The sequence below is a fragment of the Tessaracoccus coleopterorum genome, assembly GCF_011174705.1.
Taxonomy (GTDB): Bacteria; Actinomycetota; Actinomycetes; order Propionibacteriales; family Propionibacteriaceae; genus Arachnia; species Arachnia coleopterorum.
Window position 1 is genome coordinate 1,562,116 of sequence record NZ_JAANIJ010000001.1, and the last position, 25,766, is coordinate 1,587,881.

The 25,766-nt window shown below is 66.9% G+C and carries 32 protein-coding genes and 6 pseudogenes; 14 read left to right on the top strand and 24 right to left on the bottom strand.

Annotation, left to right across the window (positions count from 1 at the left end; genetic code table 11):
• Window positions 1–9: 9 nt before the first annotated feature.
• Both G7085_RS34695 and G7085_RS10020 read right to left on the bottom strand, forming a co-directional pair.
• Window positions 10–2,285, bottom strand: a pseudogene (locus tag G7085_RS34695) (heavy metal translocating P-type ATPase).
• On the bottom strand, window positions 2,282–4,150 hold the full coding sequence (locus tag G7085_RS10020; RefSeq protein ID WP_197510853.1) for a cytochrome c oxidase assembly protein: 1,869 nt from the start codon (window positions 4,148–4,150) through the stop codon (window positions 2,282–2,284). The pseudogene G7085_RS34695 and the gene G7085_RS10020 overlap by 4 nt, the downstream one beginning before the upstream one ends.
• 235 nt (window positions 4,151–4,385) lie before the next feature.
• On the opposite strand from G7085_RS10020, the gene G7085_RS25415 reads away from it, so the two are divergent.
• Window positions 4,386–4,781 (top strand): DUF5134 domain-containing protein, encoded by a 396-nt coding sequence (locus G7085_RS25415; protein WP_197510854.1) that lies wholly within the window; start codon window positions 4,386–4,388, stop codon window positions 4,779–4,781.
• A gap of 4 nt (window positions 4,782–4,785) precedes the next feature.
• Here the strand turns inward: G7085_RS25415 and G7085_RS10030 are convergent, their stop codons facing one another.
• The 21 genes and pseudogenes from G7085_RS10030 to G7085_RS25435 form a co-directional block, all read right to left on the bottom strand.
• Window positions 4,786–5,205 carry a substrate-binding domain-containing protein gene (locus tag G7085_RS10030; protein WP_197510855.1) on the bottom strand — a complete coding sequence of 140 codons (420 nt, stop codon included), beginning with the start codon at window positions 5,203–5,205 and terminating at the stop codon, window positions 4,786–4,788.
• 33 nt (window positions 5,206–5,238) lie between these two features.
• Entirely contained in the window at window positions 5,239–5,400 is a 162-nt protein-coding gene (locus G7085_RS10035) for a hypothetical protein (RefSeq protein WP_197510856.1), read from the bottom strand.
• Window positions 5,369–5,524 carry a hypothetical protein gene (locus tag G7085_RS10040; RefSeq protein WP_197510857.1) on the bottom strand — a complete coding sequence of 52 codons (156 nt, stop codon included), beginning with the start codon at window positions 5,522–5,524 and terminating at the stop codon, window positions 5,369–5,371. Before G7085_RS10040 ends, G7085_RS10035 begins: the two co-directional genes overlap by 32 nt.
• 219 nt (window positions 5,525–5,743) lie before the next feature.
• The gene (locus tag G7085_RS10045; RefSeq protein ID WP_197510858.1) at window positions 5,744–6,331 is read right to left on the bottom strand and encodes a M56 family metallopeptidase; all 588 of its coding nucleotides are present in this window, start codon (window positions 6,329–6,331) and stop codon (window positions 5,744–5,746) included.
• Window positions 6,214–6,540: a hypothetical protein gene (locus G7085_RS10050; RefSeq protein WP_231979398.1), complete on the bottom strand. Its 327-nt coding sequence runs from the start codon at window positions 6,538–6,540 to the stop codon at window positions 6,214–6,216. The genes G7085_RS10045 and G7085_RS10050 overlap by 118 nt, the downstream gene beginning before the upstream one ends.
• Complete coding sequence (locus tag G7085_RS10055) at window positions 6,537–6,746, bottom strand: hypothetical protein (RefSeq protein ID WP_331715592.1); 210 nt, start codon at window positions 6,744–6,746, stop codon at window positions 6,537–6,539. Before G7085_RS10055 ends, G7085_RS10050 begins: the two co-directional genes overlap by 4 nt.
• Window positions 6,743–6,907, bottom strand: a complete 165-nt coding sequence (locus tag G7085_RS10060) for a hypothetical protein (protein WP_197510860.1) — start codon at window positions 6,905–6,907, stop codon at window positions 6,743–6,745. Before G7085_RS10060 ends, G7085_RS10055 begins: the two co-directional genes overlap by 4 nt.
• Window positions 6,908–7,130: 223 nt before the next feature.
• Entirely contained in the window at window positions 7,131–7,685 is a 555-nt protein-coding gene (locus G7085_RS10065) for a LacI family DNA-binding transcriptional regulator (RefSeq protein ID WP_197510861.1), read from the bottom strand.
• On the bottom strand, window positions 7,601–7,978 hold the full coding sequence (locus G7085_RS10070) for a LacI family DNA-binding transcriptional regulator (protein WP_197510862.1): 378 nt from the start codon (window positions 7,976–7,978) through the stop codon (window positions 7,601–7,603). Before G7085_RS10070 ends, G7085_RS10065 begins: the two co-directional genes overlap by 85 nt.
• On the bottom strand, window positions 7,971–8,123 hold the full coding sequence (locus G7085_RS34700) for a hypothetical protein (protein ID WP_197510863.1): 153 nt from the start codon (window positions 8,121–8,123) through the stop codon (window positions 7,971–7,973). Before G7085_RS34700 ends, G7085_RS10070 begins: the two co-directional genes overlap by 8 nt.
• Before the next feature lie 52 nt (window positions 8,124–8,175).
• Window positions 8,176–9,263, bottom strand: a pseudogene (locus G7085_RS25420) (GH116 family glycosyl hydrolase).
• The gene (locus G7085_RS10085; RefSeq protein ID WP_197510865.1) at window positions 9,263–9,892 is read right to left on the bottom strand and encodes a hypothetical protein; all 630 of its coding nucleotides are present in this window, start codon (window positions 9,890–9,892) and stop codon (window positions 9,263–9,265) included. The pseudogene G7085_RS25420 and the gene G7085_RS10085 overlap by 1 nt, the downstream one beginning before the upstream one ends.
• A complete protein-coding gene (locus G7085_RS10090; protein ID WP_197510866.1) occupies window positions 9,892–10,515 on the bottom strand; it encodes a GH116 family glycosyl-hydrolase in 624 nt (207 codons plus the stop codon). The genes G7085_RS10085 and G7085_RS10090 overlap by 1 nt, the downstream gene beginning before the upstream one ends.
• Window positions 10,512–10,748: an ABC transporter permease family protein gene (locus G7085_RS25425; RefSeq protein WP_231979400.1), complete on the bottom strand. Its 237-nt coding sequence runs from the start codon at window positions 10,746–10,748 to the stop codon at window positions 10,512–10,514. Before G7085_RS25425 ends, G7085_RS10090 begins: the two co-directional genes overlap by 4 nt.
• On the bottom strand, window positions 10,748–11,182 hold the full coding sequence (locus G7085_RS32460; RefSeq protein ID WP_331715593.1) for a carbohydrate ABC transporter permease: 435 nt from the start codon (window positions 11,180–11,182) through the stop codon (window positions 10,748–10,750). The genes G7085_RS25425 and G7085_RS32460 overlap by 1 nt, the downstream gene beginning before the upstream one ends.
• Window positions 11,183–11,363: 181 nt before the next feature.
• Window positions 11,364–12,293, bottom strand: coding sequence for a carbohydrate ABC transporter permease (locus G7085_RS10100; protein WP_197510867.1), 930 nt, complete (start codon window positions 12,291–12,293; stop codon window positions 11,364–11,366).
• A gap of 73 nt (window positions 12,294–12,366) precedes the next feature.
• Complete coding sequence (locus G7085_RS10105; RefSeq protein ID WP_197510868.1) at window positions 12,367–12,507, bottom strand: hypothetical protein; 141 nt, start codon at window positions 12,505–12,507, stop codon at window positions 12,367–12,369.
• A complete protein-coding gene (locus G7085_RS10110; protein WP_197510869.1) occupies window positions 12,468–13,562 on the bottom strand; it encodes an ABC transporter substrate-binding protein in 1,095 nt (364 codons plus the stop codon). Before G7085_RS10110 ends, G7085_RS10105 begins: the two co-directional genes overlap by 40 nt.
• Window positions 13,454–14,482 (bottom strand): annotated as a pseudogene (locus G7085_RS32465) (DUF4185 domain-containing protein); the annotation flags it as partial. The gene G7085_RS10110 and the pseudogene G7085_RS32465, both read right to left, overlap by 109 nt.
• Window positions 14,483–14,501: 19 nt before the next feature.
• The gene (locus tag G7085_RS10120) at window positions 14,502–15,623 is read right to left on the bottom strand and encodes a DUF2961 domain-containing protein (RefSeq protein WP_197510870.1); all 1,122 of its coding nucleotides are present in this window, start codon (window positions 15,621–15,623) and stop codon (window positions 14,502–14,504) included.
• A gap of 37 nt (window positions 15,624–15,660) precedes the next feature.
• A complete protein-coding gene (locus tag G7085_RS25435; RefSeq protein ID WP_231979402.1) occupies window positions 15,661–15,777 on the bottom strand; it encodes a DUF2961 domain-containing protein in 117 nt (38 codons plus the stop codon).
• Window positions 15,778–16,203: 426 nt separating this feature from the next.
• Between G7085_RS25435 and G7085_RS34705 the strand changes: the two are divergent.
• The 5 genes and pseudogenes from G7085_RS34705 to G7085_RS34720 all read left to right on the top strand — a co-directional run.
• Window positions 16,204–16,374 (top strand): annotated as a pseudogene (locus G7085_RS34705) (hypothetical protein); the annotation flags it as partial.
• Between the two features lie 86 nt (window positions 16,375–16,460).
• A complete protein-coding gene (locus G7085_RS30080; protein WP_269451828.1) occupies window positions 16,461–16,682 on the top strand; it encodes a Rossmann-fold NAD(P)-binding domain-containing protein in 222 nt (73 codons plus the stop codon).
• Window positions 16,683–16,820: 138 nt separating this feature from the next.
• Window positions 16,821–16,870: pseudogene (locus tag G7085_RS34710) on the top strand (hypothetical protein); the annotation flags it as partial.
• A 1-nt stretch (window position 16,871) separates the two neighbouring features.
• On the top strand, window positions 16,872–17,036 hold the full coding sequence (locus G7085_RS34715) for a GNAT family N-acetyltransferase (RefSeq protein ID WP_408647086.1): 165 nt from the start codon (window positions 16,872–16,874) through the stop codon (window positions 17,034–17,036).
• Window positions 16,973–17,254: a GNAT family N-acetyltransferase gene (locus G7085_RS34720; protein WP_408647200.1), complete on the top strand. Its 282-nt coding sequence runs from the start codon at window positions 16,973–16,975 to the stop codon at window positions 17,252–17,254. Before G7085_RS34715 ends, G7085_RS34720 begins: the two co-directional genes overlap by 64 nt.
• Before the next feature lie 53 nt (window positions 17,255–17,307).
• Here G7085_RS34720 and G7085_RS10135 read toward each other — a convergent pair whose 3' ends face one another.
• Entirely contained in the window at window positions 17,308–18,645 is a 1,338-nt protein-coding gene (locus G7085_RS10135; RefSeq protein ID WP_197512841.1) for an FAD-binding protein, read from the bottom strand.
• Window positions 18,646–18,651: 6 nt separating this feature from the next.
• Here G7085_RS10135 and G7085_RS30085 point away from each other — a divergent pair, with 6 nt between their 5' ends.
• The 8 genes and pseudogenes from G7085_RS30085 (at window position 18,652) to G7085_RS25455 (ending at window position 25,766) form a co-directional block, all read left to right on the top strand.
• Window positions 18,652–18,945: a TrmH family RNA methyltransferase gene (locus tag G7085_RS30085; protein WP_331715966.1), complete on the top strand. Its 294-nt coding sequence runs from the start codon at window positions 18,652–18,654 to the stop codon at window positions 18,943–18,945.
• 64 nt (window positions 18,946–19,009) lie between these two features.
• Entirely contained in the window at window positions 19,010–19,150 is a 141-nt protein-coding gene (locus G7085_RS32470) for a TrmH family RNA methyltransferase (protein ID WP_331715594.1), read from the top strand.
• Between the two features lie 129 nt (window positions 19,151–19,279).
• Window positions 19,280–19,672, top strand: a complete 393-nt coding sequence (locus G7085_RS32475; RefSeq protein ID WP_331715595.1) for a type I restriction-modification system subunit M N-terminal domain-containing protein — start codon at window positions 19,280–19,282, stop codon at window positions 19,670–19,672.
• 143 nt (window positions 19,673–19,815) lie between these two features.
• Window positions 19,816–20,808: pseudogene (locus tag G7085_RS10145) on the top strand (type I restriction-modification system subunit M).
• Window positions 20,805–21,917 (top strand): restriction endonuclease subunit S, encoded by a 1,113-nt coding sequence (locus tag G7085_RS10150; protein ID WP_197510872.1) that lies wholly within the window; start codon window positions 20,805–20,807, stop codon window positions 21,915–21,917. The pseudogene G7085_RS10145 and the gene G7085_RS10150 overlap by 4 nt, the downstream one beginning before the upstream one ends.
• A 125-nt stretch (window positions 21,918–22,042) precedes the next feature.
• Complete coding sequence (locus G7085_RS25445) at window positions 22,043–22,726, top strand: type I restriction endonuclease (RefSeq protein WP_231979403.1); 684 nt, start codon at window positions 22,043–22,045, stop codon at window positions 22,724–22,726.
• On the top strand, window positions 22,714–23,793 hold the full coding sequence (locus G7085_RS25450; RefSeq protein WP_331715967.1) for a DEAD/DEAH box helicase family protein: 1,080 nt from the start codon (window positions 22,714–22,716) through the stop codon (window positions 23,791–23,793). Before G7085_RS25445 ends, G7085_RS25450 begins: the two co-directional genes overlap by 13 nt.
• A complete protein-coding gene (locus G7085_RS25455) occupies window positions 23,721–25,766 on the top strand; it encodes a type I restriction endonuclease subunit R, EcoR124 family (protein ID WP_408647201.1) in 2,046 nt (681 codons plus the stop codon). Before G7085_RS25450 ends, G7085_RS25455 begins: the two co-directional genes overlap by 73 nt.

The following is a 25,766-nucleotide window of genomic DNA, read 5'->3' on the forward strand; positions in this document are numbered from 1 at the left end:
CGGTCGAGCTCAGGAGTCGAGCAGGTCTTCCGTGTGCTCCTCCGCGGGAGCCGCCACCCGCTGACTGCGGTAGTTCTGCAACCGCAGCGAGTTCTGCACCACGAGAACGCTCGAGAGTGACATGGCCGCCGCCGCGATGAGAGGGTTCAGGAGCCCGGCCGCCGCCACCGGCACCGCGGCCATGTTGTAGGCGAAGGCCCACACCAGGTTCGTCCTGATGGTGCGCAGCGTCCTGCGGGACAGGCCGACCGCGTCGGCGATGGCCACGAGGTCGTCGCGCACGATGATGATGTCGGCGGCGCGCAGAGCGATGTCCGTGCCGGTGGCGATGCCCAGCCCCAGGTCGGCGGTCGCGAGCGCGATCGAGTCGTTGATGCCGTCGCCGACCATCGCGACGAACTCCCCGTCAGCGCGCAGCTTCTCGATGACATCGGCCTTCTCCTGCGGGAGTACCTCTGCGATCACCCGGTCGATCCGAGCTCGGCGGCGATCCGCTCCCCGGCCTGGTGTGAGTCCCCGGTCAGCAGCACCGTCCGGAGCCCCTGCGCCTTGAGCGACCCGATCGCCTGTCGGGCATCGGGCTTGATGGTGTCGCTGATGGCGATGCAGCCGACGAGTTCCCCGTCGACGGCCACGAGCGAGACGCTGTCGCCGCGGTCGCGGGCCCGTCCGACGGCCTCGCGCAACACGGCCGGGGCCTCGAGGCCGCGGTCGGTGAACAGTTGCGGGTTGCCGACGATGACCTCGACGTCGTCGACGATGGCGCTGGCGCCCAGCCCGGGCAGGGTGGCGAAGCCCTCGGCATCGGGGTGACGAGCAGGCGGGCGGTCGCCTCCCGCTCGATGGCGCGGGCGATGGCGTGTTCCGATCCGCGCTCGACGGCCGCGGCAAGCGCGACCACGCGGTCGGGGTCGTCTGCGACAACCTCATCGACGTCCATGGTGCCGGTGGTCAGGGTGCCCGTCTTGTCGAGGACGACGGTGGTGATCTGGCCGCTTGCCTCCAGCGCGTCGTGGCCCTTGATGAGCACGCCGAGGCTGGCGCCGCGCCCGATGCCGACCATCAGGGCGGTCGGCGTGGCGAGCCCCAGGGCGCATGGGCAGGCGATGATGAGGACGGCGATGCCGGTGCCGTAAGCCTGCTGCAGCGGGGCGCCCGCGATGACCCATCCGATGGTGGTGAGCACCGCGAGCCCGATGATGGTGGGCACGAACCAGGTGATGACGCGGTCGACGAGGCGCTGCACCTGCGACTTGCGGGCCTGCGCGTCCTCGGTGAGGGCCGCCATCTGCGAGAGCTGCGTGTGTGCGCCGACCGCGGTGGCGCGCACCACGATCCGGGCGTCGGTGCTGATGGTGCCGCCGGTCACGGCGTCGCCCACCCCGAGCGACACGGGCACCGGCTCGCCGGTGAGCATGGACGCGTCGACGGCAGCGGAACCCTCGACGATCACGCCGTCGGTGGCGATGCTCTCACCCGGCCGCACGATGAACGCGTCACCGACGCCGAGCGCCGAGATGGGAACGACCCGCTCGACGCCGTCGCTCAGCACCCGAACCTCGGTGGCGGCGAGCGCGTGCAGCGCGCCGAGCACGTCGCTCGCCTTCCTGCGCGACCTGGCCTCGAAGTAGCGGCCGGCCAACTGGAACGTCGTCATGCCCGCAGCGACGTCGAGGTAGACGGAGTTCGCCCCTCCGGCGTGGCGCCGAACCCGAGCCAGAAGCCCTTGTCGCTGGCCTCACCCAGCCCGAACAGCAGCGTGGCGACGGCCCATCCGAACGAGGCGACGATGCCGAGGGAGACAAGGGTGTCCATGCTGACGGCGCCGTGGCGGAGATTGCGGAGCGTCGCCTTGTGGAACGGCCACGCGCACCAGGTGACGATCGGGAGCGCGAGCAGCAGACATACCAGTTCCCAGCCGGGGAACCGCCACTGCGGCGAGAGGGCGAGCACGATGGTGATGTCCATCAGCGGGATGGCCAGCGCCGCGGCGGTGATGAGCCGACGGCGCAGGGAGGTGATGTGCATCTCGGTGGCCCGCTTCGACCACATGTCCTCATCGTCGACGCGCTGGTGCGCCCGTAGCCGGCCTTCTCGACCTCCGCGATCGCGGCTCCGACGTCGTCGATCCCGGTGATGGTGGCCCGGTTGGTGGCGTAGTTGACGGTGGCGGTGACGCCGTCCAGCTTGCGGAGCTTCTTTTCGATGCGGTTGGCGCAGGCCGCGCACGTCATGCCACTGATCTCGAGCTCGATCAGGCCCGGTCGCGTGTCGAGTTGGCTCATCGCCCGCTCCCCTCCCGCTTGTCGGTGCCGCGTTCGGCCAGCGCCGCGAGCATCGCGTTGTAGTCCTCGTACTCGGTGTCGCGGCCCGTGTCCATGTGTCGGTCGCGGCGCGCGGCCTCCTTACGGTCCTGCCGCGCCCACTGGATACCGAGGGCCACGACCACCAGGAGCGACGGGATCTCGCCGCCGGCCCATGCGACGCCGCCGCCGAGTTCCTGCGCCGCGGGAAGGTCGGCCCACGGGATGTCGAGCATCCGGTAGAAGTCCTGGCCGATGATGGAGCGGCCGTTCATCAGGATGACGCCGAAGAAGGCGTGGAACGGCATCGCGGCCATCGCCATGCCGAGCTTGGCGATGTGTGGCAGCGGCTTCGGGCCACGGTCGACGCCGATGATCAGCGAGTAGTAGATGTAGCCGACCACCAGGAAGTGGACGTTCATCAACTGATGACCCCAGTGGTAGCGCATCAGGGTCTGGAACAGGTCGGTGAAGTAGAGCGCGTAGTACGACGAGATGAACAGCACGAACGCGACGAGCGGGTTGTACAGCGCCTTCGAGACGCGCCACGAGAGAAGCCACGACACCCAGTCGTGCAGGCTCGCGACCGGTCCGCCAGCGCGGCCTGCACGCAGCAGCAGGGTGAGCGGGCCGCCGAGCGCGAGCAGCACAGGCACCAGCATGCTGAGCGACATGTGCATGATCATGTGGATGCCGAAGTGGGGGGCCGAGTAGTAGCCGAGGCCGGAGCTGGTGGCCATGACGGCGAACACCCAGCCGAGGATCCACGAGACGGTGCGGCCCAACGGCCACGCGATGCCGCGGCGGCGCACCACTACGAGCGCACCGAGGTAGACGGCGATGCCCGCAACCGCGATCGCGATGTAGAGCAGGTTGGGCCGCCAGGTGCCTGCGATGGCCGCGAACGTCGGAGCCACCTGCGGGTCGAACCCGAGGAACACCTCGTTGACGCTGGTGGGGACGTCGTACTGGGGCGGGGGTTTGCGCAGCATGGCCGCCGCGACGGCGACCCAGCTGAACACGCCGACCGAGGCGAGCGCGAGCAGGCCGTTCTCCGCGCGCCGGAAGCGGCGGCGTCGGCGGGTGACGACGACGGCGATGGTGGCGGTCACGATCAGCGCGAGCGCCGCCCATCGGACGAGCATCAGCCAGCCGGTCGCGCTGGCCAGCAGCGGGGTGCCCGCCAGCTTGAACCAGGTGACGACGACCTCTGCCAACGCGATCAACGGCAGGGCGACCACCGCCATGCGGAGCCAACGACGCCAGGTGACGGTGGCGATGACGCTGCCCAGCAGCGACCGGATCGCGAGCACGACGAGCACACCGAACGTCGGGTAGGCCGCCACGGCCTGGATGACTGCGGCGTCGAGGCCGAGGTCGTGGTTGGGGCCGACGAGCACCTGGCCCACGACGATGGGGGTCAGCACCGCGATGGCCGCGGCCCAGAGCCCGATCAGCAGCGTCGTCCAGCGCGACGCCGTCCGTGCGGTGAGAGCGACGATCGCGGCGAACGCGAACCGGATGATGGAGGCCGACAGGTTGCTCGCGGCATCGACGACGTAGGCCGTGATGCCGGGCTGCCCGAGCGCCGAGAGCGGTACGCCCGCGGTGTCGAGCGCGTACAGCGGGATGAGGGCGAGGGCGGCGACGGCCCACACGGCGCTGGCCCACCGCAGGATGGTGAGGTCGCTCCCCGCGGGAAGCGGGAAGGCCTTCCGGCCGGGCAGCGGCCGCAGGAGCAGCACGTGGATGAGGGCACCGACGGCGACCAGCGACGACATCTCGGCGAGGGACTGCGCGACGGCGGTGGCGGCGGAGATCGCCGGGCCCGGATACGTCCTGATCAACTCCGTATAGGGGCGTCGCCGAGGTAGACCGCGAACGCGGCCGGGAACACCAGCACGAGCGCAACCCGAGGGTGGTGACGGCGCGCAGCAGGCCGCCGCGTCCCTTGGGATCGACCGTGGTCGTCATCGCTTCGAGCCTCTCAGATCGGACGCCGCAACTCTACAGGATGTGTTGTTGTGGGCCCTCGGCGTCTGTTACGTTCTCTACAACCTGTAGAACCGAATCGAGGCCTCCGTGATCTCCGACCCCACCGTACGGCTGCTCTTCACCATCCTCTTCGTCGCCATCGCCGGCTACCTGGGGTTCAGGGCGGTCGCCGAACGCAGGCGTCCCGTCCAGGTGATCTGCGACGTGTTGCACCTGCTGATGGCGCTCGTGATGGCGGCCATGGCCTGGCACTGGTGGCGGATGCTGCCCTGGACCGCGCAACTGGTCTTCTTCGCCGCGGCGACGCTGTGGTTCATCGGGGTGGCGATCGCGTTGCGGGTCGGGCGCTTTGAGCGGGAGCAACTTGTCCACCCGGCGTGGCACCAGGTGGTGCACGCGATCATGATGGCCTCGATGACCTGGATGGTCGCGGTGATGCCCCCGGTGGCCACCACCACGCGATGTCGCCGTTCGCGATGGTGATCGGCTACGCCTTGACGGCCGCCATGCTGGTGGGGCCGTGTGCTTCGCGGTCAGCGCGGTCCGGCACCGCGATCACGGCAGGCACGGCACCCTCGACACCGTGGTGATGATCGCCATGCTGCTCGGCATGTCGTGGATGAACTGGCTGATGTTCTGAGCCACCAGCGACGTCAGGAGCCGGCGGGCCGGTGGTGCCGCGCACCACGAGGCGCGGCTGCAGCGCCCTGGCCTGAGGTTCGCGCGAGGGATCGGCCACCCTCTCCAGGGCCAGCCGGACGACCATCCGTCCGAGCGTCACGGGCTGTTGATCGACCCTCGTCAGGTCGATCGCCCGGAGTTCCGACGTGCGGAGGTTGTCGAATCCGACCACCGCGATGTCCTCCGGCACCCGCAGCCCGGCATCGCGGATCGCCCGGGTGGCCAACACCACCGGCACCGATCCGGACAGTTCCCGGACTTATGTCGCCGGACAGGACCCGCTGATCATGATCAGGACGTCGACCTGCGCGCCGAGCAGTTCGTTGATCGTGCGGGTGTCGCGGGCGCCGTCGGGGTCGGAGATGCCTACGACCACTCCGATGTCCCGTTCATCCGCCTCCGTCTGGATGCCCGCCAGCACATCCGTCCATGAGGTCATTGCGCACGTCGAACACCAGCACACCGATCGAGCGGACACCCTTCGAGGCCAGTCGCGAGGCGAGCGTGTTGCGGCGGTACCCGAGCTTCTCGCCCATCCCCAGCACATATCGACGGGTCTGTTCCGAGGCCCCTCAGCGCCGCGGTAGACCACCGAGACCAGTGCCCGGGAGACGCCGTCGGCACGCGCAACATCGGCCATCGTGGGCGGCCCTTCCACGACCGGCCCCTTCCCAGGACTGCTGATGGCTCTGTCTCCTCTGCCGGGAGCCACGGGATCGAGGCTCCGAACACCCTGCCAAGGGGCCCTGGTGGCCGGGCGCGGCTCAGACGCGCACGGGTTCGGGGAGGCCGACGCCGACCACACCCGCGGCGGGCAAGGCCCTCAACCGCTCGGCGCGCACCAGGAAGCCCGCCTCGCCGCTCACCTGTGCGAGGCGCTCGAGCGCGACGGCCACCTGCGCGGAGCCCGCCTGGCGCGCGGCGACGTCGTCTGCCACGAGCTCGACCAGCATGACTGTCGCCCGGCGCAGCCCCGTGCCCGCCGGCACGAAGCGCGGCAGGCACGACGCGTTCAGCTCGGCCAGCCGGACAAGCAGGCCGTGCCTCCCGGTCAGGTGCGCGTACTCGTGCGCCAGCACGGCCCGCAGCTGCGCCGGTGTGAGCGCCTGCTCCAGAGCCGAGGACACCAGGATCTCCGGCCTGCGGCCCGGAACCGCGACGGCCACCGGATGCTCCGACTCGAACCTGACGAGCGTGAACGCCGTCCTGTCCTCCCGTGAGGTGGCCACCGGCGTCAGCCTGCGCAGCGACCTGCGGTAGGAGTCGACCAGCGGCTCCGACATCCCGGAGGCGAGCCCGACGACCGCGGCCACGAGCAGCACGCCGCCCCACGCGCCGACGGTGGCCAGCAACGAGGTGTCGGCCCGGAGGCGGCCACCGCGACGGTGACCGCGAAGGCGGCGGCCGCCATGGCGACCCCGAGACCGAGGGCGGAGAACCAGAGGGTCAGCGCGAGGCGCGGGCGGAAGACCTGCCAGCGGCCACCGCCCAGCGCGATGGGTGCGCCGAACGCGAGCGCGACCGCGCCGGCCAACAGGGCCCCCGCGAGAGGCACCGTCACCGCCGCTTCGCCGCGAGCGCGTCACGCAGGAACGTGACGTCGGCGTCGTCGAGGTTGCCCGCGAAGCGCAGCAGCACGGCGCGCCGGTCGTCGACCTCGCCGAGCACGCCGAGCATGAGATCGGAGGCATGCTCCTCGGTGCTCTGGGCCGCCGTGAACAGGACCTTCCGGGGCGACACCTCGACGCGTTCGACGAGGCCCTTCACGCGGAGCCGGTCGAGGATCGTGAGCAGCGACGTGTACGCGGGCGCGGCTCGTCGAACAGGTCCTGGACGGCGCGGGCACCGACGGGCCCGTCGAAGCCGCGCAGGATCCGCAGCACCTGCGCCTCCAGTTCGCCCGGCTCCCGGGACCGCTTACCCGCCATGGATCGACCTCCTGCCGGAATGCTACGCCACGTAGAGATCCAGCGGTGGTGGTGACGCTCAGCGGTCACCCCGCAGCGAGCTTCCGCGCACGTGCAGCACCGGGTCCAGCAGGATCCGGGCGTTGGTGAGTTGCCCTCCGCGGCGCGGGTGGCGAGCAGTTGCCCGCCCAGCGTCCGAGTTCCTCGGACGGCTGCTCGACGACCGTGACCTGTGGCTCCACCATCAGATTCCACCGGTCGTCGTCGACCCCACCAACCCGATCTCCGGGCCGATCGCCCTGCCCTGGCTGCGGAGCGCGCTGAATGCCTCACCGGTCAGCGTGTTCGTGGTGGCGAAGACGGCATCGGCCTGGGTCGTCGCGACGATCCGGGCGACCTCGGCCGGCCGGTCGGCGTGGAAAGGCAGCGAGAAGACCCGGTCGGGGTCCACGGGGTGGCCCGCCGCGGCCATCGCCCGACAGAAGCCGTCCTCGCGGTCGCGCATCGGCGAGATGTCGATGGTGTGGTTGAGCACCAGCGGCGTGAACCGGCCCTGCTCGAGGAGGTGCTCCGCCGCGAGCCGGCCGATCAGCCGGTTGTCGACGGCGACGGCGTCGCCCGCGAACCCCACCACGTCGCGGTCGACCGTGATGACCGGGATGCCCGCGCGTTCGAAAGGCCGCAGGTGGCTCGGCTTCGGTGAGGCCGAGGCGATCAGCACCCCGGAGACCATGTGCGCGATGACCGTCTCGATGGAGGCGCGTTCCCGCGCGGCGTCCTCCAGGGTGTTGCAGAGCACCACCGAGTACCCTCGGCGTTGGCGACCGTCTCGAATGCCTCGACCAGCCGCACGAAGAACGGGTTGCGCACGTCGGGCACGATCGCGGCGAGCAGGTCGGAGCGCTGCCTCCGCAGCGCGCGCCCCGCCCCGTTGGGTCGGTAGTTGATCTCGCGCGCCGCCACCTGGACGCGCTCGGCCAGGTCGGCAGCAACCTTCGGGTGCCCGTTCAGCACGCGCGACACCGTCGCGGCGGACACCCCTGAAGCCAGCGCGACGTCGGCTATCGTCGGCTCCCGCCGTCGCTCATCCATGGCGGCCCACCCGGCACGGACCCGCGTCCGGGGTCACGTCGTCGGGGAACCCGAACCTGGCGCCGTCGTCTCCGCGCACCACCTCGCGCACCGTCAGCATGCCGCGGTGGCAGATGATTTCGGCGGAATCGGTCTCAACGCTCACCGTGCCCCAGCCCTCCCCGTCAGGATCGGGAACTGCCCGTTCCGTCCGACCTTCAGCGTCCCGTCGATCTGATTCCAGCTGAGGCCGAGCGACGCTTCGAACAGGCTCCAACCGGACATGGCCCGCACGTAGTGGTCGCCGCATTCGACCTCGTTGAACGGGTTCCGTCGGCGACCGTCGTGTCGATCCCAGATGGCCTCCGCGACGGCGGCCCCTCCTCGAGGAGGCCCTCCCGCACGCAGTGCGCCGCGACCTGGTACTCGACCCCGGTCCACACCTCGTCACAGTACAGCGTCGGCACGTCCGGCCTGCCACCGGTCGGCCACGTGCACAGCACCAGGCCGCGCTCGCCCGCCACGGCGTAGGGCCGCTGGGTTGCGGTGCCGGCATCGTCCAACAGATTGTGCCGCACGACGTTGGCGAGGGCCTCCCGGACGTGGTCGCGGGCAGCAGATAACCGAGGTCCAGCTCGTGGGCCCACCACTGGCCGATGAGTTGATCGGACAGGCAGCCCGGGCCCCACTGGTGCACGTCGGGCAGGCCCGGGTCGGGCACCTGGACGTAGTAGCCGCCGCGGAAGCACTCCCGGTCGAGCGCGGCCGAACTCCTCTCGAAGCGGTCCTGCCACCGCCCGGCCCGCTCCCGGTCGCCCGTCAGCAGCGCCAGCTCCTCGGCGGCGCGGAGCGCGGCGAGCCAGTAGGTGCCCATGTAGGTGTTGGCACCGTGCAGCCCGATGTCGTAGGTGCAGGGCTGGATGCCGTGCAGGAGGCCGGTGTCGTCCGGATCCCAGGTGGTGGCGATGTGGTCCATCAGCGCGACGATCCGGCCCCAGCGTCCCCGCACCCAGTCGAGTCCGATCGCGCCGCGGCGCAGCTCGCGGTAGATCTTCAGGATCGACCCGCACATCCCGTCGAGGGCCGGCTGGTCGGGCGCACCGACGGGGCCGTCGCCGTGCTGGCGGAGGTAGCGGGGCAGGTGGACGCGGTGCGGGAGGGCCCCGGACGGGGCCTGCATCAGGTCGAGTTCGGTCTCCCGCATCGAGCGTTCGAGACCAGGGAAGATGGCCGAGGCGGCCTGCGCGTAGTTCCAGACGTGGGTGCAGTTCAACGGGCAGGCGCCGCCGACGTCGCCTGACCACATCAGCGTCGACTCCCCAGCAGCCCCTCGTAGCCGTAGAAGTTGCCGTCCCGGGTGCGGAAGGTGGTGGGGGTGCGTAGCGCGACGGGTTGCGCGGCGAGGTGGGTGCGCCACCGCTCCGGCAGATCGACCGCATCGAGGGCGTCGGTCCAGGCGCGGGTCGTTCCCCAGTGCGCATCCCACCGGCCGAGCGCGTCGTCGGCGACGGCGAGGGCGTCGGGAAGCGGGTGGCGTAGTGGTTGCCGATGAAGAACCGGGTCGCCCCGACATCCGGCCGGTCGGGACCGTACTGGACGAAGTCGACGTACCGGTTGGGGAAGTGCCAGGTCAGCACGAAGCGGACGGTGACGCTGCCTCGGGCCGGCACCTCGTTGTGCGCGATGAGCGCACCCAACCAGGTCGACCCGGGCGGGCTGGGCCCGAAGCGTGGCTCGGGGCGCTCGCCTGCCCGACCTGCGCCCACGACACCGCGTCGAGCACCGTCCGGTCGCCCCAGGGTGCCAGCACGCGGAGGAGGTCGAAGAGTTCGCCAGGCTCCTCGAAGCACGGCAGAGCGACCACCAGGTCGCCCTCGCAGGAAAGGACCTGCTGCCCGACCACGGCGACGACGGCGCCACCGACGGATTGTCCATCACGATGTCGGCGCGTCTGCCGGAGCGCCGGAACCGGTTGACGTTGCCGCCGTAACCGGGGCCCGTACCCCACGGGGGTTGAGATGCGGGTCCAACCCGACGGCGTTGTGGGCGGCGAAGGCGAGCCACGTCCAGGCCACCACGTCGGAGGTGTTGACCAGTTCGACGTCGACGAGCACCGCCGGGAGGCCCGACGCATCCGGGTCGCCGGGCACCAGGGGTGAGACGGCGCGGACCCGCACCTCGATGGGGCCGCCCGTGTCGTGGGTCACCTCTGCCACCGGGTAGGTCGCCTTCATGGTGGTGCGGGTGCCGCCGTGCGCCCCGATCAGGTCCCGCTGCCAGCGCGGCACGAGGTCGTCGTTGAACATCGGCGTGGCCGGCCGGCCGCGCGCGCCCTCATCGTCGCGGGCGGCCTGCAGCACCATCGAGCGGTTGAGGATCGGCTCCAGTTGCTGAACCCGCAGCGCCATGAAGGTGCCGGGAAGGTCGCCGTGGTGGGTGCCGACATTCATCAACTGGGCCTGCCGGAAGCCGCCGTCGGAACCCAGTGCGATGGAGCCCGTCCCGACGCCGCCGAGCGGCAACGCGACGGCGGGATGGTCGTCGGGATTCCAGGTCACTTCAGGCCCGCCATCTTGATATTGCCGATGATCTGGCGCTGGAAGATCAGGAACAGCACGATCACCGGGAGCGCCGCGAGCGTCGAGCCGGCCATCAGGAGCCCCAACTCGGTGTTGCGCTCCGAGCGGAAGGTGGCCAGGTACTGCTGCAGCACGTACTTGTCGGGCGAGGTGATGGTCAGGATGGGCCACACGTAGGAGTTCCAGTAGGCCAGGAACGCGGTGATGCCCATCACGACGAACGGGGCTTCGACAGCGGCAGGAACAGGCTGAAGTAGATCCGCAGGCGCCCGCAGCCGTCGAGCATGGCCGCCTCCTCGAGGCTCGAGGGGATGTTCAGGTAGAACTGGCGGATGAAGAACACGCTCGCCGCGCTCGCGGCGCCCGGGATGACGAGGACGGCGAGGGTGTCGAGCATGTAGAGCTTGGTCACCACGATGAAGCTCGTCAGCAGGATCGTCATGCCGGGGATGAACATGGTGGTGATCACCAGCACCCACAGCGTCTTCTTGAACCGGAACTCGAGCCGTGCGAACGCGTAGGCGGCCAGCGAGTTCACCGTGAGGCTGAGCAGCGTGAACAGCACCGCGCCGAGCAGGGTCCAGGCCAGCGTCCGGAGGAAGGTGGGGTCGGCGAGGATCTGCGCGTAGTTCTCCCACTTCCACACCTCGGGAAGAACTGGAAGGGGTCTGGATGACTTCGGTCTTGGTCTTGAAGCCCGCGATCACCATCCAGGCGAGCGGGAAGAGGGCTGCCACGATGTAGACGGCGCCGACGAGGCCCTTCAGGATGCCGCGGATCCACCACGCGGCGTTGCGGGAGGGCGACGGATCTCGGGATCTGCCATGTCAGTCCACCAGCTTCTCGGAGTTGAGCACCTTGAACACCATGGCCGACACGGTGCCGAGCACGACGAACAGCAGCAGCGCCGCCGCGATCGAGTAGCCGACATTGATGTCGTTGCGGAAGTGGTTGAAGATGAACAGGTTGGGCAGGGTGGTCGAGTCGAGCGGGCCACCGCCGGTCATGATGAGTGGCAGTTCGAACTGCTGGATGGCCGCGACGAAGCCGGTGATCAGCAGGTAGAGCAGCACATTCTTCATCTGCGGGATCGTGATGTAGAAGGTCTTGGCCCACCAGCCGGCACCCTCCATGGAGGCCGCCTCGTAGAACTCCATCGGAATGTCGACCATGGCTGCCACCATGATCAGCGACGTGAGGCCGAGCCCGAGCCAGATGGCGGGCACCGCGATCGCGAGCAGCGACCAGGCGGGGTCCCCGATCCAGGCGATCGGGTCGATGTTGAAGTGGCCGAGGAACCAGTTGAGCAGGCCGCCCGAGTAGTCGTAGATCAGCACGAACACGATGGATGCGATCACCGTGGAGATGATCGTCGGGATGTAGATGCTCACCTTCAACGCGCTCGCGAACCGACGCGACACCGCCACCACGAGACAGGCGAAGAAGAAGGCGAGGATCAACATGATCGGCACCGTCATGGCGACGAACAGGAAGCCCCGCTTGATGGTCGCCCAGAAGAGCGGGTCCTTCAGGACGGCCAGGTAGTTCTCCGTTCCGACGAACTCCGGGGCCTTGTAGAAGCTCCAGTTCTGGAACGACAGGTAGACGGCGTACACGGCGGGCCAGACCACGAAGATGCCCAGCAGCGTCACCACCGGTAGCAGCAGCAGGTAGGCGACCTTCGTGTCACGGTACGCGTAGCGCCCGCGGCGTCGTCGCGTCGCCCGGTCCTCGCGACCGGGGGCGGTGGTGGTCATGGTTGTCTCTTCCCAACTTGGGCGGGCACGGCGGGGGCGGCTGACCACCGCCCCTGCCGTGTCCGCTCGGCGACTACTTCTTCGGAGCCTTTTCGGGCAGCTTCTCACGGTCGATGACGGTCTTGATCGCGGCCGTTGCGGTCGCGAGCGCCGCGTCGACCGGGGCTGCGCCCTTCATGCCGGCCTCGATCGCGGTGCCGACGGCGAGCGACACGTCCCAGGGGTAGGTGGGCTCGGGGATGGCAGTCGGGGCGATCTTGTTGGTGACGATGTCCGACCAGGGGCGTCTGCGGCCTTCTGGTCGGCGGCAACCGCATCCTGCACCGACTTGCGGACCGACACCTTGGTGAACTGCGTCTCCACGAAGAACGGCACCAGGTTGGCCGGGTCACCGGCGATGGCCCAGGAGAGGAAGTCGCCCGCGGCCTGCCCGTTCTTGGTCTTGGCGTCGATGACCCACTTGAAGTTGCCGAGCGTGGTCGCGGTGCGGCCGTCGGCGGAGGCCGAGTTCGGCATGGGGCCGATGCCGGTCTTCTTCAGCAGGTCGGGGTAGTCGGAGCCGATCTCGGACATCATCCAGGAGCCGGACACCTTGAAGGCGCACTTCTTCTGGCCGAAGTCCTTGCCCTCCACGTAGGCGGCGAGCGCCTGCTTCGGCATGTACTCCTTGTCCCACAGCGTCTTGTAGACGCCGATCAGTTCCTTGTAGCCGGGCTCCTCGACTGCGGCGGCGGTCCAGGTGTCGTTCAGGGCGAGGTGGCCGTTGAAGTTGTACTGCTGGCCGACGCTGGACCAGGCGAACGTGATCGCGTCGCCGGCCGGCGAGATGCAGTACTGACCCTGCTGGAGGGTGGGCTTGATCTTCTCGCACATCGCGAACAATTCGTCCCAGGTCTCGGGCCCCTTCTCCGGGTCGAGGCCGGCGGCGCTCAACATGTCCTTGTTCCAGAACAGGACGGCCTGGGGTTCGAGCAGCAGCGGGTAGGCGTAGAAGTTGCCGTCGATCTCCGAGACGGGCCGGGCGGCCTCGATGATCTCGTCGAGCGCCGACTGCTTCATGACGTCGTTGAGCTTGAAGAGCTGGCCCGCGGTGACGGCGTCCTGGATGGCCCCAGGGTGGGTGTAGACGTCGGGCGCCTTGCCCGCCGCCTGCGCGGCCTTCATCTTCTGGTCCCACGCATCGGCGGGCACCTCGGTGCCGACGACCTTGACCGCGGTCTGCGCCTTGTTGAACTGGTCGATGATGCTCTTGTACCACTCGTTCTCCACCGGGGTGAAGGTGCGGTGCCAGAACGCGATGGTGGTCGCGGCCGCGGCGCTGCCGCCACCGCCCCGCCTGTGGTCTGGGTGGCCGCGGGCTCCCGGGGGTCCCGGATCCGCATGCGGCAAGCACGCTGACGGCGGCGATCCCGCCGGTGGCGCCGAGGAGCTTCCGCCTCGAGATGTTGTTGGTCATCGTTGACTCCTTGGGTTTGTCTCCCGCATCTGTGTGCGGGTGGTTGGTTGCTCCGACCCGGACGATCTAGTGGTCGCCGGCCCGGCGGAGGTCCATTGCGTACCAATAGACCTGGTAGGGCCCCAAATTGAGAGCGTGAAGTAGACCCGTCGCCCGTCCTCGTCGACGTAGCGGGGCACAGGTAGGGGCGTAGAGCCCGGGGTGTCGGCCTGGCTGAGGATCTCGTGCGGGTCGCTCCACGGCCCCACGGCGACAGGCCCTCGTAGAGGACGGCCGACCCGTTGTCGAGCATCGTGGTGAGGATCCACCGCTCGAGGTGGGTGGACCACATGACCGACAACTCCGCGGTGCCACGGTCGAGCACCACGACGGCGTCGTCGGGGTCGCGGCTCCAGGTCGCCACCGCGTCGGTCTCACCGGCGAAGTACTCGTAGGCGCCGAGGTCGGCGACGGCCTCGTCCGTTGCGGGCACCCGCATCAGCCTGACCGGTCCGAACCTGCCTGCAGGGATGCCCCACAGATAGATGTGGTCGACGCCGTCGACGGTCAGCGGCACCTGGGCCAGTTGGACGAAGTTCGAGTCACCCGGCCAGGTGACACCGTCGAGGATCTCCCAGTTCCGGCCTCCGTCCGTGGAGCGGGCCAACCCGGCGTGGTCGGCCTCCCAGACCCCGGGGTCGCCCCAGTGCCACACGGACATGTAGGCCAGGTAGAGGGTCTCCCCACCGCGAAGAGCTGCGTGGGGATCTTGGTCACCTCCCCGACCTGCTCGTTCGGCTTGTGTTCTCCGGGAGCACCTCCTTCACCTGATCGAGGTCGTCGAGGATCCAGCCGTCGAAGGTGAGCCCGTCGGTCGGGTCGTCGTCGGTGGTCCAGGCGAGACAGTTGGATTTCCACACGTCACCGGTGCCGCCGAAGGCGTCGTCTTCACGGATCCCGAAGTTGTCACCGAAGACGAGCCAGGTGCGGTCACCGACGGTGGTCATGTGGCCGAGGTCGGCGCCTGCGAGCAGCACCGATGCGGTGTCGTTGATGGCGCCCGGGCCGGTGAGCTGGGCGATCCGGGTGACGCCGGTCACGCCGTCGAGCACGAACCCTCGGCGACCGGGGTCGCCAGCGGGCCGCGCGGCGGCGCGCCGCATGCCGTGGCCAGTGAGGCCACGGTGCCCGCGGCGAGCAGCCCTCGACGGGTGATGTCCATCAGGCGAGCCTCGGCATCCGCTGCGCGACCGGGGGAGGGTGAGGGTCTCGTCGATGCGGTCGAGGTACCAGTAGGCAACCGAGGAGATGTCATCGGAGCGCTGGTTGTTGTGACCGTGTTCGATGGTGACCCGCACCGACTCGCTGAAGGTGACCGGATCCTCGATGTGGAAGCGGTACATGGAGATCTGGCCCGACCAGTTCGGGCCACCGGGCATGGTGATGCCGTGGTAGGGACCGTGGAACGGCTCCGACGGGCACCATGCGGTGTTGAAGTAGTCCTCGGTGCCGGTCCCGTGGATGTTGGGCGGCCAGGACTCGCCGTCGACGAAGATCATGTCGTCACCCTCGCCGTACCAGTTCCAGGCCTCGGTGTGGCGCAGGTTGGTGACGTTGAAGGTACAGCCGACGTAGTGGCCGCGGCCCTTGGTCTCGAGGATCGTGTAGTTGCCGTCACCCGTGGTGTTGTCGCCCTCGAAGAGGAACTGGCCGTTGGTCAGGTCACCCTGCTCGATCCCGTCGGTGGGGCACTCACGGTGCCACGAGGCATGGAAGCGGCCGATGCCGTCCTCGAGCTGGTCGAAGGCCTCGTAGTCGATGTAGAAGTAGAACCAGAGCACGAGCTCGTCGCACTCGCTCGTCAGCTCGAAGCGGGCACCGTCTGCGAACGGCATGTGGAAGAAGCTGTTGAACGCCTTGCCGTCCTGGGGCTCATCTGGAGCGGGAGCGACGCGAAGTTGGTCGTCTTGGCGTGGCCGACGCCGAAGAAGTCGCCGAGGGGACGAGGATGCTCGGCTTGCCTGAGCCGTCCCAGTAGGCGCGGAGCACGAGCTTGCGGAGGAAGTCGTTGTCGGGGTCTCGGGCGTGGTCGGTCCCGCCGGGCGACCGTCATCCAGATGTGGTTGACGTCGCCTGCGCCCGCGATGTCGGCGAGCTGAACCGTCTCGCCCGGGCGCAGCGTGATGCGGTCCTCGTTGCCGCCGGCCGGGTCGTAGGACGAGACGCGCCTGCGTTTCGTGTCCCGGAGGCGGGCAGGTCCCGGAGGCTGGATCCGTGGTCCCCGTAACGTGTCATGTGTGGTTGCCCTTCCTCGGATTCCCGGGACTCCGACGTCGCGAGAAATGCTGAGTAATCGATTTCTCAGATGCTAGATCCGCTGCGCCCCGGACGTCAACCCTCCTATGCCGGCCATTCGGACGACACGGCCCGCGATATGCGGGCCCGCCGTGGGCGCGCCTGCGCGGCAGACGCACAATGAACCATGAAGATCAACGACGCTGCGGCCGAGTTCCTGGCCTGCCGAAGGATCGCCGTGACAGGGGTCTCCCGGACCCCGGAAGCCACGGTGCCAACGTGATCTACGACCGGCTCGTCGAGCGTGGGTTCGACGCGGTCGCGATCAACCCGAACGCCACCGAGATCTCGGGACGGCCCAGCTACCCGGATCTGCCGGGGCACCCGAGGGATCGGGCGGTCGTGATCGCCACCGCCCGAAGCACGCCCTGGCGACGATGCGGGAGGCGGTCGATCTCGGGATCACCAAGGTGTGGCTGCACCGCTCGATCGACGGCGGCAGCCTCGACGAGCAGGCCGTCGCATACGGAAGGGAGCACGGGGTCGTCGTCATCGATGGCGGCTGTCCCCTGATGTTCGAACCCGTCTCCGACGGCGCCCACAAGGCGATGTGCGCCGTGATGAAGTTGACCGGGAGGGTGCCGCGAAACGTTACCTGATGTGCGGGCGGACTACGCTCGCATCATGCGCCAGTTTCCCGACGACGAGATCGGCTTCGGAGGCGGTCGACTCCGCCCGCTGCGCGAGGACGATCTCACCGACATCACCGCGGCCTGCAACGACGAGGCGATCCGCGCCTGGCTTCCGATCCCCATCCCTACACGACCGATGACGCGCGCGACTTCGCCATGGCGTACGCACCGGCGCAGCTGGCCTCCGGCGACGGCATCGAGCGCGCCGTCGAGTCCGGTGGTCGGCTCTGCGGGGTCATCGGGCTGAAGGACGCCGACTGGTCGGTCGGGTCGACGGAGGCCGGTTACTGGCTCGCTCCGTGGGCAGGGGCCGCGGCTTGATGACCACCGCGCTCGCCGTTCTCACCGGTTGGGCCTTCGATCTGGGCATGCAGCGGGTCGAGGTCCGCGTTGCGAGCGGCAACCTCGCGTCGCTCTCGGTGGCGCTGCGCGCAGGGTTCCGGATCGAGGGGACTCTCCGCAGCTCGATCCGGACCCACGGTGGGTTGCGCGACGCGGTCGTGCTCAGCCGGCTCGCGTCAGACCCGCAGGGTTGGTAGCGGGCGGCCACCCCGCGTCGGGGGCGTGCGGGTGGCCGGTCCTGCCGGGTCGCTCAGCGCGCCTCGGCGGCGTGCTTGGCGATGATGTAGCCGTAGACGAGGCCCTGGCTGATGGTCGCGCCCGCACCCGGGTAGCTGTGGCCGAACACGTTGGCCGCGGCGTTGCCCTGGGCGTAGAGGCCCTCGATGACCTCGCCGGACTCCTTGACGGCGCGACCGAACTCGTCGGTCATCACGCCACCGCAGGTGCCGAGGTCGGAGACCACCATCTTGACCGCGTACAGAGTCCCACCGAGTGGACGCAGGTTCGGGTTCGGGGTCTGCGTCGGATCGCCGTAGTACCGGTCGTACGCGCTGTGGCCGCGCTGGAAGTCCTCGTCGACGCCGGCCCCCGCGATGAGGTTGAACCGGTCGAGGGTCGACTTCAGGGTGGACCGGTCGACGCCGATCCCGTTGGCGAGCTCGCCGATCGACTCGGCCTTGTGCGCGATCCCGGCCTCGTACCAGGCATCCGGAAGCGCCATCCGCGGGAAGATGCCGCCGGCGAACACGCAGGAGTTGCGGTACTGCTGGTCGAAGATGAGCCAGATGTCGGTGACGGGATCGCCCTCCTGCTCGCGCCGGAGCACCTCCTGCCCAAAGCTCATGTAGTCGGTGGCCTCGTTGATGAAGCGCTTACCGGTCTGGTCGACGATCATCGAGCCGGGGAGCGACCGCTCGGCGAGCAGGATCGACGGGGCCTGGCCCTCCGCCACCGGGGCGACGGCCGGGAACCACCACGCCTGGTCGAGGTTGGCCAGCTCGGCACCGACGCCCTCGGCCATGGCGAGCGTGTCACCGGTGTTGCCCTCGGAGCCGAGGCTGAGGTTGTCGTAGTAACGCTCGGACTGGTGCTCCCGACGCAGCTTCCGGTTGTGGTCGAACCCGCCGGCGGCAAGGACGACGCCCTTGCGCGCGGTGACGGTGGCGCGACGCCCCTGCTGCTCGACGACGGCACCGGTCACGGCGCCCCGCTCATCGGTCACCAGTTCGACGATCGAGGTCTCCGTCCACACGGGGATGCCGGCGTTGAGCACTCCCGCGTACATGCCGCCCGCGATGGCCTGGCCACCGGCGGAGTACTCGCGCTTGATGGCGAGGCCTCCCATGCCCTGGACGACCCGACGGATGATCTTCGGGATGGACTTCAGCGGGGTGCGCATCATGAGGTTCATCCACTTGTAGTCGGCGCCGGTCACCGGCATCGGCACGGGCGCCTCCATGGTGGCGGGGCGGAACCGGGCGCGCTGGTCGCCGAGCTTGCGCAGGTCGAACGGCTTCGGCTCGCAGCTTCGACCGGCGGCGTCGCCCCCGGCTCCTCCGGGTGGTAGTCCGAGTAGCCCTTGGCCCAGAAGAACATGTGTGGTCCCAAACTACCCCATCCAAAACCTGCAGCTGAGCCGCGCAGGCGTAGTCGGATCGCGGTTCTGGAGGGCCTTGTCGACCATACCAACGTCGGCAGCGCCTTCCGCAATGCTGCTGCTCTGGGCCTCGACGCTGTGCTGGTGTCACCGACCTGCGCTGACCCGCTCTACCGACGCTCAGTGCGGGTCTCGATGGGCACGGTCTTTCAGGTTCCGTGGACGAGGATCCCGAGTGGCCGGCGGGTATTCACGAGTTGCAGGAGGCCGGCTACGTCGTGGCCGGCATGACGCTGGGGAGGGCGCTATCACCCTCGATGAGCTAGTAGCGGAGGATCACGAGAAGCTCGCGCTCGTGTTCGGTACCGAGGGCCATGGCATCACGCCCCAGACAGACGCACTGCTCGATCGCCGGGTCACGATCCCGATGATGGGCGGCGTGGACTCGCTGAACGTGACGGCGGCGGCAGCAGTGGCGTTCTACGCGACGCGCTGATGTCGCGGGGACCCGAGCGTCAGTGGTCGCCGATAGCCTGTGAACGAACAACCCAGCACCGTGATTGCGCAGTGGCGCGGAGGAGACAACCCTATGGCACCGACCACAAAAGAGGCGCAGCGAGCCGAGTTGCATAAGACGATCTGGCGTATCGCGAACGACCTGCGTGGCAGCGTCGACGGGTGGGACTTCAAGTCCTACGTGCTGGGCATGCTGTTCTATCGGTTCATCTCCGAGAACCTCACGGCGTACCTCAACAAGCACGAGCATGATGCGGGCGACGTGTCGTTCGACTACCGGCTGACGGCGGATTCCGACGCGGAGTTCGCGCGCGACGAGGTCGTCGCGGAGAAGGGTTCTACATTCTGCCGTCCGACCTGTTCGCCAACGTGCGGGAGGGTGCGGCGCGGGACGAGAACCTCAACGAGACGCTCGAGCGGGTCTTCAAGAACATCGAGGCGTCGGCGCTGGGTACGGACAGTGAGGATGACATCAAGGGTCTGTTCGACGACCTGGATGTGAACAGCAACAAGCTCGGCTCAACGGTCGCCAAGCGGAACCAGAAGCTGGTGAAGCTGCTCGACGCGATCGGCGACCTGCCGCTGGGACGGTGGGAGGACAACTCGATCGATCTGTTCGGCGACGCCTACGAGTACCTGATGCAGATGTACGCCGCCAACGCAGGCAAGTCCGGTGGTGAGTACTACACGCCGCAGGAGGTCTCCGAGCTGCTGGCGCGTATCACGGTGGTGGGCAAGAAGCAGGTCAACAAGGTCTACGACCCGGCGGTGGGCTCCGGGTCGCTGCTGCTGAAGTTCGACAAGGTTCTCGGAAGAACAACGTCCGCCAGGGGTTCTACGGCCAGGAGATCAACCTGACCACGTACAATCTCGCCCGGATCAACATGTTCCTGCACGACGTTAACTACGCGGACTTCAACCTCGCGCACGGCGACACGCTGATCGATCCGGCGCACTGGGATGATGAGCCGTTCGAGGCGATCGTGTCCAACCCGCCCTACTCGATCAAGTGGGAGGGCGATGCGAACCCGCTCCTGATCAACGACGAGCGGTTCTCCCCGGCCGGTGTCCTCGCGCCGAAGTCGAAGGCTGACTTGGCCTTCACGATGCACATGCTCAGCTGGCTCGCCGTCAACGGCACGGCCGCGATCGTTGAGTTCCCCGGCGTGCTGTACCGCGGGGAGCGGAGAAGAAGATCCGGCAGTACCTCATCGACAACAACTACGTCGACGCGGTGATCCAGCTGCCGCCGGACCTGTTCTTCGGCACGACGATTGCGACCTGCATCCTCGTGCTGAAGAAGTCGAAGAAGACCAGCGACGTGCTGTTCATCGATGCGTCGGCCGAGTTCAAACGCGTTGGCAACAAGAACAAGCTGCTCGAGGGCACCAGACGAGAATCCTCGAAGCATTCACGACGCGCGAGCCCCAGGACCACTTCGCCACGATCGTGGGTAACGAGGACATCGCGGTGAATGACTACAACATCGCGGTGTCATCGTACGTGGAGGCGGAGGATACCCGCGAGGAGGTCGACATCGTCGAGCTGAACGCCGAGATCGCGCGCATTGTGGCTCGCCAAGCGGAGCTGCGGACAGCGATCGACGAGATCGTGGCCGATCTGGAGGACTCCAAGTGAGCCGCATCGACGAGCTCATTCAGGCGATGTGCCCGGAGGGGGTAGAGTACGCCAAGATTGGTGTGCTCGCGCAGGTCGGAACTGGTAGTAGCGACCGCAAGGACGCTATTTACGGCGGAAATTACCCGTTCTACGTCCGCTCGAAGGACGTCATGCGCATCGACTCGTATGAGTTCGACGAAGAAGCACTGATTATCCCTGGCGAGGGCGGCATTGGTGAGATTTTCCACTACGTTAATGGCAAGTATGCATTGCACCAGCGTGCATATCGGATTCACTTCACAGACCCTCGTGTGCATCCCAGATTTGCCTATTTCTACTTCTTGACATATTTCAAGAGATTTATCGTCCAGAAGGCCGTCAGTGCAACTGTGACCTCGATCAGGAAGCCGATGATTACGGACTTTCCATTCCCGGTGCCGCCTCTCGAAGTGCAGCGCGAGATCGTGCGAGTATTGGATAAGTTCACTCAGCTGGAAGCGGAGCTGGAAGCGGAGCTGGAATCCCGGCGCGCCCAGCACGAGCACTATCGGCACGCCGCGCTAACGTTCGGCTCAAACGTGGCGATCACTAAACTTGGCGATCTTGCGAAAAACCTTGACAGTCGTCGCAAGCCAGTAACCCGTGACGCACGTGTGCCCGGTGAAATTCCCTATTACGGTGCGTCCGGAATTGTTGACTACGTGAGTGAGCACATCTTCGACGGGGACTACCTGCTGGTGTCGGAGGATGGGGCGAATCTTCTCGCGCGCTCGACCCCGATCGCGTTCTCGGTCTCAGGCAAAACTTGGGTTAATAACCATGCCCACGTTTTGGAGTTCACCACGTACGCCGAGCGACGCTTCGTCGAGTTCTATTTGAATTCGATCGATCTTGCCCCGTACATATCTGGCGCGGCGCAGCCGAAACTGAATAAGGCAAATCTCAATAAGATTCCGATTCCGAATCCATCGATGACTGTGAAGGAGCAGATCGTCGAAGTGCTCGATAAGTTTGACGCCCTCGTCAACGACATCAGTATCGGCCTCCCTGCCGAACTTGATGCTCGTCGCAAGCAGTACGAGCACTATCGTGATCGGCTCCTGACGTTCAAGGAGCTGGCGTCGTGAGTGATTCACCCGCGCGCACGTACGATCCGATCGCAATCTCTTCGGAGAGCACGGTCGTCGCTGAGTATGTTCATGATCCGTCGCAGGGTGATGCGTATCAGTCGGAGTCTGCGCTCGAAAGGGAGATGATTCGACTCCTCGAGGAGCAGGCATACGACTACCTGCCGATCACATCGGAGACAGATCTGGTCGCGAACCTCCGCATGCAGCTCGAGAGGGTCAACAGGATGACCTTCTCGGATGCCGAGTGGGAGCAGTTCTTCACAACGAAGGTCGCCGGTGCCAACGACGGCATCGTCGAGAAGACGGTGCGTGTGCAGGAGGATCACGTGCAGATCCTCAGGCGCGACGACGGGTCGACGAAGAACATCGCGCTGATCGACAAGGCGAACATCCACAACAATCAGTTGCAGGTCATTAACCAGTACGAGATCGGGCGCGACGGTGGTGACGCGGGCGACAACGGTGCGAAGTACGCCAACCGTTACGACGTGACCGTGCTCGTCAACGGGCTGCCGATGGTGCACATCGAGCTGAAGCGTCGCGGCGTCGACATCCGGGAGGCCTTCAACCAGATCAATCGCTATCAGCGCGACAGCTTCTGGGCCGGGTCGGGCCTGTTCGAGTATGTGCAGCTGTTCGTGATCAGTAACGGCACGCTCACGAAGTACTACTCCAACAGCACTCGCAACAGGCACCTTGCCGAGCAGAAGAAGGCGAGTGGTGCGGGCAAGGGAAGAAGTCGAGCAACTCGTTCGAGTTCACCAGCTGGTGGGCCGACGCGAACAACAAGCCGATCACCGAGCTGACGGCGTTCGTGAAGACGTTCTTCGCGAAGCATGCGTTGTTGAACATCCTGACGAAGTACTGCGTGCTCACCGCGGATCGGGACCTGCTGGTGATGCGGCCGTACCAGATCGTCGCGACCGAGCGGATCCTGCAGAAGATCCAGATCTCGACGAACTACAAGACGCTCGGCACACTCGATGCCGGAGGATACGTCTGGCACACCACGGGGTCGGGTAAGACGCTCACTTCGTTCAAGGCAGCGCAGCTCGCATCGAAGATGCCGAGTGTGGACAAGGTGTTGTTCGTCGTCGACCGCAAAGACCTCGACTACCAGACGATGCGTGAGTACGACCGGTTCGAGAAAGGGGCGGCGAACTCGAACACGTCGACGGCGGTGCTGAAGACGCAGCTCGAAGACCCCAGTGCGCGGATCATCATTACGACGATCCAGAAGCTGTCGACATTCATCAGGGCGAACAAGGGCCACGAAGTCTTCTCGGGCCACGCGGTGATCATCTTCGATGAGTGCCACCGGTCGCAGTTCGGCGACATGCACACCGACATCACACGCGCGTTCAAAAAGTACAACCTGTTCGGATTCACCGGCACGCCGATCTTCGCCGCGAACGCCGGCAGCGGTGGCAACCCTCAGCTGCGCACGACCGAGCAGGCGTTCGGCGACAAGCTGCACACGTACACGATCGTCGACGCCATCACGGACAAGAACGTGCTGCCGTTCCGGATCGACTACATCAACACCATCAAGGTCGGGAACCCCGACGACTCACAGGTGTCAGCGATCGACCGTGAGCGAGCGCTTCTGGACGTGCGTCGTATCCGGGACGTCGTGGCGTACACCCTGGAGCACTTCGATCAGAAGACGAAGCGCTCATCGAGCTACGAACACGCAGTCGTGACGAACGTCGCCGACTCGGTGCGGGCCGGCGTCAGGCGGAGGCACTCAAGGAGCGGAAACGAGTTCGCGGATTCAACGCGCTGTTCGCTACCGCGTCGATCGACGCCGCGCGCCGTTACTACAACCAGTTCCAGCTGCAGATGGAGGAGCTGCCACCGGACAAGCGGCTGAAGGTCGGGCTGATCTTCAGCTACGGTGCGAACGAGGCCGAAGCCGACGGAATCCTCGATGATGAGGCGTTTGACACCGATGCGCTCGACCGTGACACGCGCTCGTTCCTGGAAGACGCGATCCAGGACTACAACGACATGTTCGGGACCAGCTACGACACGAGCGCGGACCGGTTCCAGAACTACTACAAGGACCTGTCACAGCGGATGAAGAACCGCGAGATCGACCTGGTCATCGTGGTGAACATGTTCCTCACCGGCTTCGACGCGACGACGCTGAACACACTGTTCGTCGACAAGAACCTGCGCGCCCACGGACTGATCCAGGCGTACTCGCGCACGAACCGCATCCTCAACTCGGTGAAGACCTACGGCAACATCGTCGCCTTCCGCGATCTCGAGGAAGAGACGAACGCTGCGCTGGAGCTGTTCGGCAACAAGGATGCCCGCGGCGTCGTCCTGTTGAAACCGTACGTCGACTACTACGGCGAGTATGTCGACAAGGTCACCGAACTGCTCACGCACTTCCCAATTGGGCAGCAGATCGTGGGGGAGCAGGCGCAGAAGGACTTCATCCAGCTGTTCGGAGCGATCCTGCGGCTGCAGAACATCCTCACGTCCTTCGACGACTTCGACGGCAACGATCCACTGACCGAGCGACAGCGGCAGGACTACACCAGCATCTACCTGCGGCTACGCGATGAGTTCACGCGCGATCGTGACGGCGACAGAGAAGTCATCAACGAGGACGTCGTGTTCGAGATCGAGCTCGTCAAGCAGGTCGAGATCAACGTCGACTACATCCTCATGCTCGTCGAGAAGCTCCGCGCCGAGAAGGGCGACGGCGACGACAAAGAAGTCCGTGCCGAGATCACCCGCGCGGTCGACGCGAGCCCGACCCTCCGCAGCAAGCGCGACCTCGTCGAGGACTTCGTCGAGTCGGTGTCGCTGCAGGGCGCGGTCGATGAGCAGTGGCAGGCGTACATCGCCGCGAAGCGAGAGGCCGAGCTTCAGGAGCTCATCGAAGCGCACAAGCTCAAGCTGGAGCAGACGCGGTCGTTCGTGGATGCCGCGTTCCGGGACGGCCAGCTGCGCACAGCGGGCACCGAGATCACCCGCATCTTGCAGCCAGTGTCGCGGTTCAACCGCGAGTCCAACCATGGCGACAAGAAGAAGCGGGTCATCGAAGCGCTCTCCAGGTTCTTCGAGCGGTTCCGGGGACTTGCCACTGGGGTGGGGAGCCTGGGGACTGAGGTCAGCACGAAGGGCGCTGGCGGCACAGCCGCTCACGCGCCACAATCTGCGCATTCAGCCAGGCACGCAAGGGTGCGGCATGTTCGAGCATCTCGGCCTGGCCGTTCAACCGCGCACCGCTTCGGCCACGGCCGTCTTGGTCCGCGCGGCCAGGTCGTCGACGAGTTGCTGGCACAGCGCGATCCCGGCCGCACCGTCCTGCTCTTGCCGGCACTCGGACAAGCGTGCCTCGTCGATCGGGATCCGCTTGGCGAATCCACGAGTGGTGCTGACCTCGATGTACGCGCCGGTCTCACCGGGCCCGTCGGCTCCCAGCCGCATCTTCACAGGAGTGTCCCACGGGACGTCGGCCGTCTGCATCGCCGCGTTGCCGAAGTTGGACGCGCTCGTGTTGAACGGGCTGCTGATCATCAATGCCCTCCTTCCTCGAATGCTGGGCGATCTCGCAGTGTGGCACCGTTCGGCGAAACCACCACCTCGCTCGGTGTGTCCGACGTTCCAATCTACATTGCAGGACGGCCCGCATCCCCGTCAGCACGCCACCTGGACAAGTGCCGGAGCCGTCTCGATCTCATCGCAGTTCGGCGCTTCGGCATCCTCACTCACAGCGATACAAAAGCCAGAGTCGTCGCTATCGGTATGATCTATCCAATTGCTCATGCGATAAGCGCTTATGCCGTTGTGCCTGGTCAGGCGCGGTTTCCTTGCAGCCGATCGTAG

Bases quoted from the DNA above. Each gene is read 5' to 3' on its own strand.
- G7085_RS25445 (WP_231979403.1), top strand. From the start codon at position 22,043: ATGATTCGACTCCTCGAGGAGCAGGCATACGACTACCTGCCGATCACA.
- G7085_RS10070 (WP_197510862.1), bottom strand. From the start codon at position 7,978: ATGGATGAGCGACGGCGGGAGCCGACGATAGCCGACGTCGCGCTGGCT.
- G7085_RS10100 (WP_197510867.1), bottom strand. From the start codon at position 12,293: ATGACCACCACCGCCCCCGGTCGCGAGGACCGGGCGACGCGACGACGC.
- G7085_RS30085 (WP_331715966.1), top strand. From the start codon at position 18,652: ATGTGTGGTCCCAAACTACCCCATCCAAAACCTGCAGCTGAGCCGCGC.
- G7085_RS10120 (WP_197510870.1), bottom strand. From the start codon at position 15,623: ATGCCGTTCGCAGACGGTGCCCGCTTCGAGCTGACGAGCGAGTGCGAC.
- G7085_RS25425 (WP_231979400.1), bottom strand. From the start codon at position 10,748: ATGGGCATCACCGCGTTCCTGGCCTACTGGAACTCCTACGTGTGGCCC.
- G7085_RS34715 (WP_408647086.1), top strand. From the start codon at position 16,872: ATGGCGTACGCACCGGCGCAGCTGGCCTCCGGCGACGGCATCGAGCGC.
- G7085_RS10085 (WP_197510865.1), bottom strand. From the start codon at position 9,892: ATGGACAATCCGTCGGTGGCGCCGTCGTCGCCGTGGTCGGGCAGCAGG.
- G7085_RS10060 (WP_197510860.1), bottom strand. From the start codon at position 6,907: ATGGCGGGTAAGCGGTCCCGGGAGCCGGGCGAACTGGAGGCGCAGGTG.
- G7085_RS30080 (WP_269451828.1), top strand. From the start codon at position 16,461: ATGCGGGAGGCGGTCGATCTCGGGATCACCAAGGTGTGGCTGCACCGC.